The 11,970-nt window shown below is 60.7% G+C and carries 9 protein-coding genes; 7 read left to right on the top strand and 2 right to left on the bottom strand.

Annotation, left to right across the window (positions count from 1 at the left end):
* The first annotated feature begins 1 nt into the window (after position 1).
* Entirely contained in the window at positions 2 to 1,144 is a 1,143-nt protein-coding gene (glf, locus tag X726_RS163690; protein ID WP_023668033.1) for a UDP-galactopyranose mutase, read from the top strand.
* Positions 1,145 to 1,253: 109 nt separating this feature from the next.
* Complete coding sequence (locus tag X726_RS163695; RefSeq protein WP_023668032.1) at positions 1,254 to 1,709, top strand: ferritin-like domain-containing protein; 456 nt, start codon at positions 1,254 to 1,256, stop codon at positions 1,707 to 1,709.
* A 69-nt stretch (positions 1,710 to 1,778) separates the two neighbouring features.
* Here X726_RS163695 and X726_RS163700 read toward each other — a convergent pair whose 3' ends face one another.
* Positions 1,779 to 2,936, bottom strand: a complete 1,158-nt coding sequence (locus tag X726_RS163700; RefSeq protein WP_023668031.1) for a hypothetical protein — start codon at positions 2,934 to 2,936, stop codon at positions 1,779 to 1,781.
* Between the two features lie 299 nt (positions 2,937 to 3,235).
* Between X726_RS163700 and X726_RS163705 the strand changes: the two genes are divergently transcribed.
* The 5 genes from X726_RS163705 to cyoD all read left to right on the top strand — a co-directional run bounded on the left by X726_RS163705 (position 3,236) and on the right by cyoD (position 8,382).
* The gene (locus tag X726_RS163705; RefSeq protein ID WP_023668030.1) at positions 3,236 to 4,126 is read left to right on the top strand and encodes an MBL fold metallo-hydrolase; all 891 of its coding nucleotides are present in this window, start codon (positions 3,236 to 3,238) and stop codon (positions 4,124 to 4,126) included.
* A 209-nt stretch (positions 4,127 to 4,335) separates the two neighbouring features.
* Positions 4,336 to 5,289, top strand: a complete 954-nt coding sequence (cyoA, locus tag X726_RS26835) for a ubiquinol oxidase subunit II (protein ID WP_245272049.1) — start codon at positions 4,336 to 4,338, stop codon at positions 5,287 to 5,289.
* Between the two features lie 2 nt (positions 5,290 to 5,291).
* On the top strand, positions 5,292 to 7,292 hold the full coding sequence (cyoB, locus tag X726_RS163710) for a cytochrome o ubiquinol oxidase subunit I (RefSeq protein WP_032910044.1): 2,001 nt from the start codon (positions 5,292 to 5,294) through the stop codon (positions 7,290 to 7,292).
* Positions 7,289 to 7,975 (top strand): cytochrome (ubi)quinol oxidase subunit III, encoded by a 687-nt coding sequence (locus X726_RS163715; protein ID WP_023668027.1) that lies wholly within the window; start codon positions 7,289 to 7,291, stop codon positions 7,973 to 7,975. Before cyoB ends, X726_RS163715 begins: the two co-directional genes overlap by 4 nt.
* The gene (cyoD, locus tag X726_RS163720; protein WP_023668026.1) at positions 7,972 to 8,382 is read left to right on the top strand and encodes a cytochrome o ubiquinol oxidase subunit IV; all 411 of its coding nucleotides are present in this window, start codon (positions 7,972 to 7,974) and stop codon (positions 8,380 to 8,382) included. The genes X726_RS163715 and cyoD overlap by 4 nt, the downstream gene beginning before the upstream one ends.
* Before the next feature lie 70 nt (positions 8,383 to 8,452).
* Here the strand turns inward: cyoD and X726_RS163725 are convergent, their stop codons facing one another.
* The gene (locus X726_RS163725; protein ID WP_023668025.1) at positions 8,453 to 11,782 is read right to left on the bottom strand and encodes a DEAD/DEAH box helicase; all 3,330 of its coding nucleotides are present in this window, start codon (positions 11,780 to 11,782) and stop codon (positions 8,453 to 8,455) included.
* Positions 11,783 to 11,970: the final 188 nt, after the last annotated feature.

Raw genomic sequence — 11,970 nt, 5'->3', positions numbered from 1 at the left:
CATGTTCGATTGGCTGATCGTCGGCGCGGGTTTCGCCGGCAGTGTGCTTGCCGAACGGATAGCGTCGCAGCGTCAGGAAAGCGTTTTGCTGATCGATCGCCGCAGCCATGTGGGAGGCAACGCCTACGACTGCTACAATGAAGCCGGCATCCTCATCCATCGCTACGGCCCGCACATCTTCCACACCAACAGCCAAACGATCGTGGACCACCTTTCGCAGTTCACGCAATGGCGGCCGTACGAGCACAGGGTGTTGGCGGCCGTGGACGGGCAACTGGTTCCCATCCCGATCAATCTCGACACCATCAACCGGCTTTACGGGCTAGACCTGACCTCGGCACAGCTGGAGGATTTCTTCGCGTCGCGACGCGAAACGGTGGAGGATGTCCGAACGGCTGAGGACGTCGTCGTCAGCACCGTGGGGCGCGAGCTCTATGAAAAATTCTTCCGCGGCTACACAAGAAAGCAATGGGGCGTCGATCCCAGTCAGCTGAGCAAATCCGTGACGGCACGAGTGCCGACCAGGACCAACCGTGACGACCGCTATTTCAGCGACAGCTTCCAGAAAATGCCGGCCGGCGGGTACACGCGGATGTTCGAACGCATGCTCGATCATCCGAACATCAAGATCATGCTGCAGACCGACTTCCGTGAAATTCGTGAGAAGATACCGTTCAGGCGCATGGTTTATACCGGCCCGATCGATGAATATTTCGGCTGGCAGCTCGGGCACCTTCCGTACCGTTCGCTTCGTTTCGAGCACGTTACACTGGATTGCGAGCAATTTCAGCCGGTTGCCGTGGTCAATTATCCCCAGACGGAAGATTACACGCGCATTACCGAGTACAAACATCTGACCGGCCAGCAGAGTTCGCGGACCAGCCTGACCTACGAATACCCCACGGACATCGGGGACCCGTACTATCCCGTGCCCCGGCCCGAAAACGAAGTGCTCTACAAGCGCTATGAAGCGCTCGCGGCAAGCTGCCCAGACGTCTGGTTTGTCGGTCGGCTTGCAACTTACCGCTATTACAACATGGACCAGGTAGTCGGACAGGCTCTGGCCACTTTCTCGCGCATCCAAAAAAGCCTCCCGGCCTGGGCGCGCACGGACGAGCCGTTGTTGGCCGAGCCGAGAAGATAGTTTCTTTCAAGACGGAAGATCGGGCGGGTATCAGAAGGAGAAACTCGATGGATACAAACTTCAACTCGGAAAGCCGTGAGATATCGTCGGCTTGCGCAACGCGCACGCCATGGAAAATCAAGCGCTGTCGATCATGAAGCCTCAGGTCGAGCGTATAGAGAACTATCCGGAGGTGGCCGATCGCTTGCGCCGGCACATTCAGGAAACCGAAGGCCAGATCACGAGACTCGAGTCCGTCCTGGAGGGCCTTGGCGAGGAGCACTCCACCCTCAAGGACACTGCCTTGTCGATGGTTGGCAGCGTGGCCGCCATTGGACATTCGATGGCCGGCGACGAGATCATCAAGAACAGCCTGGCGAATTTCGCATTCGAGAACTACGAGATCGCTGCCTACAATTCGCTGCTGGTACTGGCCGACGCCGGGGGCTTCCAGGATGCTGAAAGGGCCCTCAAGCAGAACCTGAACGAAGAGGAAGCCATGGCCAACTGGCTCAAGGAAAATCTGAGCGACGTTACCATGCGATATGCCAGGCTGCGCGAGGCTGGGGCGACTGCAAAAAGCTGATGCACCGCACCGGCGCGGGCGGCGTTTCGAGACAGACGCTCGCCCGCCCCTCCCTCGTTTTAGGCCTCTTCAAGGTGTCGTGTCCGCCACGAGAAGACCTTGCTGACGGGCCAGTTCATCTGCTGTGGGTTTGCGCAGGTGTCGCCTGCCGTCAGCCTGGATGACGGAAAACAAACCGACCTCGGCATGTCGCGAATTGTCCCAGCCCGGGTAGGCCGTTATCGGGTACAGGCAAATACCCTCGATCGGCGCTCCGAGACTGATTGCGGAACGCACCTCGTCGCAGACATAATGGAGCCAAGCCGGCCCGCCGGATCCCTCGGAGCCGGTCTCCGCAATGAACATCGGCTTGCCGTATCGATGAGCAACTTCTAGCAACATTTCCGACAGGGCGCGGTACTCGTGGTGTCCCATCGGAATCGTCGGCCCGTTTACGTACCATTGATTGTGCGGATAAAAATTCAAGCCCACGACATCGACAACATCTTCGCTCCCGCCCAACTCAGGTTCGACGCGGCCCAGCAACATGTCGTAAGCTTCGAACTGCCCCTGTCGGGCGTTTTCGGCCCGGCGCCGTTCGCTGCGGGTTCGGTCGCGAGGGGCGATATGGATAAGCGGCTCGGCCCAGACAAATCTGCAGGCGGGGTCGATCTCCCGCATTGCACGAACACCCGCGATGGCGGCCTTCACGAGGTGCCGCTTGAACCATCCACGTTTGTTCGGCCCCACGCGCGGGAAATAGCCGACCTCAACAGCCCATGCGAAAAAGGAGATTTCGTTGATGGGACACAACAGAGGCGATGTTCCGGTGATCGAACGGTGTACCTTGACGGCTTCTGCCGCGAACGAGGCATAGGCGTCGATGAAATGCAGCGAGCCCTGATCGACATGGTCCGGAGATCCGTAGTGAAAGATGTCCCAGATTACCTGAACACCTGCCGATCGGGCTGCCTCCACCATTGGCGCCCAACTTGACCAGTCATAGGTTCCGGGAGCGGTTTCGATCAAATGCCAACGCAGGCCGTCGCGGATGGTGCGAAGGCCGAGTTCGGCGCAGCCGCGGTAGTCGCCCAGGGCATGCAAATTATGCGAGGTCGCACGAATAAGATCGAGGCGAACGCCGTCCTTGCGCCGGTGCGAGGAGCATTCAAAGCCTGCCATGAAAAAACTGGCGAAGCGCGAAGCTTCCGGAACCGAGGCCTCCGTCTGGCGTCCCACTTCGCTCATTTTTCGAAGTCTCCTTTGGGCAATCGGCTTCGAACTCGGCCGCCTTGTCCGGACCGGGAACCGCGTTGGCGAAATACCGAATTCAGTCGGGCGCGCCCCATGTTCGTTGCTCAGTCCAGCTCGTCCTTGCGTGGCCGGGTAGTGCCGAACCCATTGGTAGAGCCTTTGTTCCGGTGGTGAACTGTCCGGGCGCCGCGTGCAAATGAGGAACAAGGAGGCCCGTCCCAAGTTCGGGGCGATGTACAGCCGCCGTCATCCACTCGAGCGGCTGCTCGGCAACAACAGAGGCATGGGATCACATGACCGTTCAGATTCGACTTTCCGAGATCGACCACGCCAGGCGCGAGGATCGTGGCGACGGCGCTTGGAGCATCGCACCGGACCTGGGTTACTTGCGGCTAGCAATCGTCAATGTCGTGTTCTTCGGCGCACCGGGCAGCGGAGATCGGAACTGGGTGCTGATCGATACCGGGTTGCCGACGTCTCGCAGCAGCATTCTAGCGGTCGCGGAAAAGCGGTTCGGCGTTAACGCACGGCCGGCTGCAATCATCCTGACCCATGGCCATTTCGACCATGTGGGAACGGTTCTAGAACTCGCAAATGGCTGGGACGTGCCTGTCTTCGCCCATCCACTCGAGCACCCCTATTTGGACGGAACCACATCCTATCCGCCACCGGATCCCTGGGTTGGGGGTGGACTGATGGCGCTGCTTTCACCGCTTTTTCCACGCGGGCCAATCGATCTTGGCAGCCGTTTGCAACCCTTGCCCGCCGATGGATCGATCCCCGGAATGCCCGGATGGCAATGGCTGCACACACCCGGACATGCCCCTGGGCATATCTCGCTCTGGCGCGAGCAAGACCGCTCGCTCATTGTAGGAGACGCTTTCATCACCACCGGTCAGGAGTCGGTCTATGAAGTCGCCATTCAGGATCTCGAGATGCACGGTCCGCCGCGCTATTTCACGCCAGACTGGGATGCAGCGGAAAGGTCCGTGAAGCATCTGGCTGCCTTGGGTCCCCAGATGGTCATCAGTGGACACGGTGCGGCTGCTGCGGGAGTGGGCATGCGGCAGGCTCTCGATAACCTGGCTGAGCGATTCAGGGTATTCGCCGTCCCGCCGAAATTGAAATTCGTGCGCGAGCCAGCGTCGCCGATAGCTAGGCCAATCGAGCCGCCATCGTTCTGAAATTATGGTCGGATTGGCCAACGCGGGACCATCGGACAGAGTAACTCGGTCCAGCGGAACAAACCCGGCCGGCGACAGTTGGGGCACTCGCTCAGGGGGCGACACCCTGCGAAGTGCCGCGAGGTTCCGCGCCATGGGGAGGCTCAGATGGAAACCCGATGAACGCATGCCCCTAGCACGCGTTCCCGCAAAGAGAGATTGCAGAGCCGGTGTTGTTGCCATCCAGCCCTAAGTTGACACGCCAACTGCTCTGGATCCTCGGAGGCGCATTCTTGCCCGGTTGCGCGGGGGGAGTGCTCGATCCCCAAGGACCAATTGGCGTCGGCAATCGCACGATCCTTTTGAACTCGCTGGCGGTGATGCTGGTGATCGTTGTTCCCACGCTTGTTGCACTTCTGGCATTCGCCTGGAAGTTCCGCGCCTCGAACAGCAACGCCCGCTATAACCCGGAGTTCACCTATTCGGGACGCGTGGAGTTGATCGTCTGGTCGATCCCGACGCTCACCATCCTGTTCATTGGCGGTCTGATCTACTACGGATCGTATCAGCTCGATCCGCGCAAACCGATCCCTTCTAGCCAGCCGCCGCTCGACATTCAGGTGGTGGCGCTCGACTGGAAATGGCTGTTCCTCTATCCCGAGCAGGGCGTGGGCGCTGTCAATCAACTGGTTATCCCCGCCGGTGTTCCAGTGCGTTTCAAGTTGACCTCGGCCAGCGTGATGAACACGTTCTTCGTGCCCCAGCTTGGCAGCATGGTCTACGTCATGAACGGCATGCAGACCGAATTGCATCTGCAGGCCGACCGCGAGGGCAGCTTTTTCGGCCAGTCGGCGCACTTCAGCGGCGACGGCTTCTCGGATATGAATTTCAGTGTGAGCGCGGTTTCAGCCGATGCCTTCACCCGCTGGGCGTCATCGCTGCGTGGCGGGGGCGGCGTGCTCAACGCCAACGCCTATCGCGAACTCGCCCGGCAAAGCACAAATGTGGCGCCGGCTTCCTTCGGTCATGTCCAGCCTGGGCTGTTCGAAGCGGTCGTTCAGCAGACGCTCCCACCGGGTCCGGGGCCTGCTGAGAGCGCAGCCAGCGGCGAGCCACAGGTGAGCCCAAGGGCATTACCCGCGGCGGCGGCAACGATGACCCATCATCCACAAGGCGCAGAATGACGATGCTGGGCAAGCTCGACTGGTCGGCCGTTCCTTTCGATCAACCTATCCCCCTCGGCGCAGCCCTTGGCGTCTTTCTGGCAGCAGCCGCCGTGCTTGGCTGGATAACGGTGAAGGGCTACTGGCCATATCTGTGGAGCGAGTGGATAAGCTCGGTCGACCACAAGCGCATCGGCGTGATGTACATTGTGCTGGCGATGCTCATGCTTCTTCGTGGTTTTATCGATGCTATCATGATGCGCACACAACAGGTGCTGGCGATTCACGGGCCGGGCTACCTCCCGCCGGAGCATTACGACCAGATCTTTTCCGCGCACGGCACGATCATGATCTTCTTCGCCGCGATGCCGTTCATGATCGGCCTGATGAATTTCGTCGTGCCGCTGCAGCTTGGCGTACGCGATGTCGCTTTTCCGACGCTCAATTCCGTCAGCTTCTGGCTGACGGCTTCCGGAGCCCTGCTGGTCAACATCTCGCTTGTGGTCGGCGAGTTCGCGCGCACCGGCTGGCTGCCCTATGCCCCTTTGTCGGAAACCGCCTACTCGCCGGGCGTCGGTGTCGATTATTATCTGTGGGCGATCCAGATCTCCGGCGTCGGCACGCTGCTCACCGGCGTCAACCTGGTGACGACCATCCTCAAGATGCGGGCGCCGGGAATGGGCTATCTGCGAATGCCGATGTTCTGCTGGACCTCGCTCGCGTCCAACCTGCTCATTGTCGCAGCCTTCCCGATCCTTACCGCCACGCTCGCAATGCTGACGCTGGACCGGTATCTCGGCTTCCACTTCTTCACCAACGAAGCTGGTGGAAATCAGATGATGTTCGTCAACCTGATCTGGGCGTGGGGCCATCCCGAAGTATACATCCTGGTGCTTCCCGCCTTCGGAATCTTTTCCGAGATTTTCTCGACTTTTTCATCGAAGCCGCTGTTCGGATACCGTTCGATGGTCGCGGCCACGATGTTCATCTGCATCGTCTCGTTCATGGTCTGGCTGCATCACTTCTTCACCATGGGTGCCGGAGCGGACGTTAATGCCGCCTTCGGCATCGCCACGTCGGTCATTGCCGTGGGAACCGGTGTGAAAATCTACAACTGGCTCTTCACCATGTATGGCGGGCGCGTTCGTTTCGACACGCCGATGCTTTGGGCATTGGCTTTCGTGACCACCTTCACCGTCGGCGGCATGACTGGCGTCCTGCTTGCCGTCCCGCCGGCCGACTTCGTGCTACACAATTCGCTTTTCCTCGTCGCGCATTTCCATAACGTCATCATCTCGGGCGTGTTGTTTGGAGCATTCGCCGGCTTCACCTACTGGTTCCCCAAGGCGTTCGGTTTCCGTTTGCACGAAGGCTGGGGAAAGGCGGCATTTTGGGTCACCTTGGCCGGCTACATGCTGGTCTTCGTACCGCTCTATATTGTCGGTCTGCTCGGCATGACGCGGCGCCTGCAACATATCGATATGGACCTTTGGGCACCGTGGCTGGTGGTGGCCGCTTTCGGCGTGGTGGTGATGATCGCCGGCGCGGCGCTGCAGATCACACAGCTTTTCGTTTCGGTCCGGCATCGCGACAAGTTTCGCGACGAAACCGGCGACCCGTGGGACGGGCGTTCGCTGGAGTGGTCGACATCTTCTCCTCCTCCTGTCTTCAATTATGCACGGCTGCCTCACGTGGAAGACGAAGAGCCCTACTGGAGCATCAAGCAACGAGGGATCGAACAGAGCTCGGACGAGGAAAAGGCATATGAGCCGATCGAGATGCCTCGCAACAGCCCGACTGGCTTCGTCACCGCCTTCTTCAGCACACTGATCGGCTTCGCGCTGATCTGGCATATATGGTGGCTGGCGATCGTCGGCTTCATCGGCGCCTACGCAACCTTCGTCGTATTCGCCTGGCGCGATCATGGAGACTACGAGATCCCTGTCGACGAGGTCGCCCGCATCGATCATGACCACAAGGCAGCCCAGTTTGCCTGGCTGCGCGGGTGGGAGCGCCCGGCATGAGCGATCACGCATTCTCCGGCGACATCAGCGCCGGCACCCAGGCACGGGACCCGTATCGGCTTAATCACACCGGTCGGCATGCGGTGCGCTCTGCGACGGGCCACGGAGAAGGCGGCCCGGCCTCAAAGTTCGTCACGGTGACCTACGGATTCTGGATCTTTCTCCTGTCCGACATCATCATGTTCTCGGCATTTTTCGCCACCTACGCCGTGCTCGCCAAGGCAACCGCCGGCGGACCGACAGGCAAGGATCTGTTCGAACCGACACGGGTTGCGGTCCAGACGGGCCTTCTGCTCACTTCGAGCTTCACCGGCGGCGTGGCAACACTCGCCACCCGTCGCAGATCAATGGCTGCCACGCAGTTCTGGCTTCTCGTCACGGGGTTGCTCGGGGCAGCGTTCCTGTTCCTGGAACTACAGGAGTTCGCGGCAATGATCGGCGAGCAGGCAGGCCCCTCGCGCAGCGCATTTCTTTCTGCCTTCTTTGCGCTCGTTGGCTGCCACGGTGCCCACGTCGGTCTCGGCCTGCTCTGGCTGGGAACGATGATGGCGCAGCTGTGGGTCAAGGGCTTTCGGCCCGACATCTTGCGGCGGCTCCACTGCTTCGGGCTCTTCTGGCACGCCCTCGACATCATCTGGGTTGCCATCTTCACCCTGGTCTATCTGCTGGGAGCATCGTCATGACCGAGTTCGAGAGCAAGACCGGCGAGTTGCAGGACCGCCGCGATTCAGCGCCGGGCGAGGAACACATAAGCGAGCACGAAACGGCTGGGGGCCTCTCGGGCTATGTGCTCGGCTTCGGCCTGGCTATCCTGCTCACGATCGCGTCATTCCTGGCGGCGCGAACCGACCTGATTTACCAGCCCGCGGTCATCTCGGCCCTGGTGGTGCTCGCCGTTGCGCAGATGGGCGTGCATCTTGTCTTCTTTCTGCACCTGACCACCGGGCCGGACAACACCAACAACATCCTGGCGCTGGCCTTCGGCGTGCTGATCGTCGCGCTGGTGGTTCTGGGCTCTATCTGGATCATGGCCCATCTGAATGAAAACATGGCTGCCATGACACCCCATCAAGCCGGAACCATGCCTTGAACGCTCCCCGCGAACGCACGGCCGCCCGCAGCGCCATTCGCACGGATGGCCCCAGGAGACAAAAGGCTCGTCAGATCTCGTGCTTTGGCTGGGCTGCGCGTAGGGCATCAAGCGCTAAGCGAACCGCATCGATGCCTGAGACGCTGGGCTGGATAGGCCTGAAAATCAGGCGGCCGTTCCGGTAGTCCAGGCCCAACGCCTTGCTGTTCCGCCATTGGGACGCCGACGGCTTGTTCCGAGGGGTGATCGCGATGGCCTCGGGACCGACATCGACTTTGCCGACGCCCAATTCCGACGCTGCTATTCGCAACCTGGTAAATTCCAGCAAAAGGGCTACTTCGCCAGGCATGTCTCCAAAGCGGTCCTCGAGCTCTTCGCTGAATGTATCGAGGTCCGGCTCCGAACGGATGCGGGAGAGCCGCGCATAGAGGCCAACGCGCACCGTAGGCTCGTCGACATAGCTCTCGGGAAAAGCCCCCTTTCCCGAGCCATTGATCTCGGCAAGTTGCTTGCTGAAGTTGGCCCCTCCGCCAGCCGCCGAGACCGCCCGCTCCAGCAAGTGCTCGTACAAGCCCACTCCGATCAGCTTCATATGCCCGGCCTGGTCTTCGCCGAAAAGATCTCCGGCGCCACGCAGGTCGAGGTCTCTTTGACTGATTGCCAGGCCGGAGCCGAGCCGATCGAGCGCAAGCATCGTCGAAAGCCGGGCCCTGGTGCTGTCGGCCAGTTCAACGCCAGGCTGGGTCAGAAGAAACGCAACGGCCTGCACCGCCCCCCTTCCGACCCGGCCCCGCAGCTGGTGCAACTGCGCCAGACCGAACCGGTCGGGGCGCCAAACGATGATGGTGTTGGCCCGCGGCACATCGAGGCCGCTCTCGATGATGTCGGTGCTCAACAAAATGTCGCCATCACCGTCGGCGAATCCGACCATGACTTCGTCCAGCTGTCTCCCCTTCATTTCACCATGCGCCGTCTTGACCCCGAGTTCCGGCACCAGTCTGTTCAGCTGGTCACAGGCCGGGGCAATATCTTCGATACGCGGGACCACGAAGAAGCTCTGTCCACCCCGGTGAAATTCACGCAGGAGGGCCGCGCGCACCGATGCTGGATCGAACGCTGCCAAGATCGTGCGAACGGGACGTCTTTTGGCGGGCGGAGAGTTTAGAACGCTGACGTCCTGGATGCCTGACAACGCCGATTGCAACGTCCGGGGTATCGGTGTGGCGGTCATGCTCAGCGTATGGAGGCGAGGCGCCATGGTCCGCAGCGCGCGCTTCAACTTGACCCCGAACCGGTGCTCCTCGTCGATCACCAGCAGTCCAAGATTGGCGAAGGTGACGCTCTTGGACGCCAGGGCCTGAGTACCCACAACGACCGCAACCTGGCCGCTCCGCAGACCCTCTTTTGCCGCTCTCGCCTCCGCTGCCCCGACCATTCTTGAAAGGTGGGCGACCTGCAGGCCGGTTCCTGCGAAGCGGCGGCTGAACGTCTCATAGTGCTGTCGTGCCAACACCGTTGTCGGCGCTATGATAGCAACCTGTTTCCCGCAGAAAGCCGCGGCGGCGCAAGCACGCAGGGCGACCTCTGTCTTGCCGAAGCCGACATCGCCGCAGACGAGCCGGTTCATTGTTCTTCCCGACGAAAGATCATCGAGCACAGCGCGGATGGCGGCCGCTTGGTCGGGCGTCTCCGTATAGGGAAATCTCGCCGCAAAACGGGCCAAGTCCGTGCGGGAGGGCTTTATGATCTCGGCAGGCTGGCTGGACCTGATTTTGGCAAGACTCAAGAGGCGTTTGGCCAGCCTGTCGATCTCGCGCAACGCAGCTTCGCGTCGCTTCGGCCAGCCCTCGCCTTTGAGGCGATCAAGCGACACTGCCTCCGGTTCCGAGCCGTAGCGCCATATTCGTCCAAAGTCGTCGACCGGAACCAGCAAGGAAGCCCCGCCATGATATTCCAGTCTGACGACATCCTGTTGCTGGCCAGCCAACTCGACCTGTTCGACCGCGGCGAGCACGCCCAGGCCATGGTCTTCATGGACGACGACATCGCCAATGCGCAACTCGGGTTCGAGTATGCCCGTGGTCGCGCTCCCGCTCGCCTTTAACGCGGGCCCAAACAGGTCGGATGCGGCCACCACGGCGATATTGGATTGCGCGTCGACAAACCCTTCGTCGAGGACGAATTCAGCCTTGAGAACAGAGCCCCTCGCGGCCGAAAGGATTTGCGGCAAGTCGGCCGCTTCCTCTGCCCGCCGGCCTAGTCTCCTATCGAGCAGGCGATCTGCTCGCTGCAGTTCAGAGGCATCGCCGGTGAACACTACTCTGACTCCGGCACTCGTCTGCCCTCTGATGAATTCCGCGAAATCATACCCGGGTCGGGCCTGGCGGAAGAATTTGGGAACTCCCACGGCAGAAACGGCTAGTCTCACGCAGCAGCGGTTAAGCAGAGCAGCGTCCCACTCTTCACGGGATAGGTAAAATCGTCCCGGCAAAGGTTTTTTCGTTCCGGCTGCCTCCTGCCTGGCACGACGTGCATCCTCGACCAGATCCAGAATTCTGCCGAGCGGCTGCCCGTCGGTCCCTTCAAGGAAGGAGATCGAAGCGCTGGATGCCGCATCGAAGACGGATGGCATAGCGCCATACGATGCGACCAGGCGCTCCTCCATCGACGTCGCGCGCATCGCTGTCAACTCAGGATGCTCACCAGCTTTAAAGATCAGCTCGGATGCCGGTCCGACCGTAATCGAGTCTCGAACCTGATCGCTGAGCTGACTGAGCGGGTCGTAGGTCTTGAGCTGCCGGATGCAGGCATCGGGATCAACGATGACGCGAACGGGGCCATCCGCGCCAGCAGGGAAAATATCGATGAGATCGCCCCGAAAGGCTATCTCACCCGGTTCGTCGACCCTCTCGTCGACGACATAGCCAATGGCTTCGGACCAGGTTCTAAAATCGTCACGGTCGAGCTTTTGTCCCACCTCCAGAATTGTGAAACCGCCAGCGATGACCGGAGCAGGCGGCACCCGCTGCAGAATGGCTTCGAGCGACATTACAGCGATGCGCGGGCGATCCGGCTTCGTTGCGATCTCACGCAACGCACGAAGCCTTCGCCCCATATTGGCGCGTGTGGGCCACACCCTGTCGTAGGGCAGGCAATCCCAGGACGGCAGCAAGATTATATCCGCGTCAGGCAGGAACTGACGCAAGGCGCCGGCGATCTCCTCGGCACTGCGTTCCGAGGGAGCTATATGGATGATGTGCTTGTCCCGACTGGTCTCCAGGCCACGGGCCAGCGCTACCGCGATTGCTGAGGATGGCGGTCCGCCGTGCTCTATCGCAAACCCGCTGTCATCCGTGTGATCGATTTGTTCGACATCCGTCCGCGAAATATGCCTGTTCACTGAAATCTCACCTTGCCACTGAGACAACGTCAGCGGAGCCACCCCGTTCCTGGTGGCGCATCAAAGAGTTCCAGGACGGGCTGCGGGTGCAGCCCTCGAAAGGGCGGAGCGAAGGGTCAAAGCTGCGCCGTGATCGGCGAACTCCTGGGGCTGGCTGCCCAGCGGGACAATTTCTAACCGAGCCTATG

Source organism: Mesorhizobium sp. LSJC285A00 (assembly GCF_000503155.1).
GTDB lineage: Bacteria > Pseudomonadota > Alphaproteobacteria > Rhizobiales > Rhizobiaceae > Mesorhizobium.
The sequence above is the reverse complement of the archived record's forward strand: the minus strand, read 5'-3'. Positions and strand labels throughout refer to the sequence as shown.

What these genes read in the sequence shown, in the direction of transcription:
- glf (WP_023668033.1), top strand. Translation starts at nt 2, where the DNA reads ATGTTCGATTGGCTGATCGTCGGCGCGGGTTTCGCCGGCAGTGTGCTT.
- X726_RS163695 (WP_023668032.1), top strand. Translation starts at nt 1,254, where the DNA reads ATGGAAAATCAAGCGCTGTCGATCATGAAGCCTCAGGTCGAGCGTATA.
- X726_RS163700 (WP_023668031.1), bottom strand. Translation starts at nt 2,936, where the DNA reads ATGAGCGAAGTGGGACGCCAGACGGAGGCCTCGGTTCCGGAAGCTTCG.
- X726_RS163705 (WP_023668030.1), top strand. Translation starts at nt 3,236, where the DNA reads ATGACCGTTCAGATTCGACTTTCCGAGATCGACCACGCCAGGCGCGAG.
- cyoB (WP_032910044.1), top strand. Translation starts at nt 5,292, where the DNA reads ATGCTGGGCAAGCTCGACTGGTCGGCCGTTCCTTTCGATCAACCTATC.
- X726_RS163715 (WP_023668027.1), top strand. Translation starts at nt 7,289, where the DNA reads ATGAGCGATCACGCATTCTCCGGCGACATCAGCGCCGGCACCCAGGCA.
- cyoD (WP_023668026.1), top strand. Translation starts at nt 7,972, where the DNA reads ATGACCGAGTTCGAGAGCAAGACCGGCGAGTTGCAGGACCGCCGCGAT.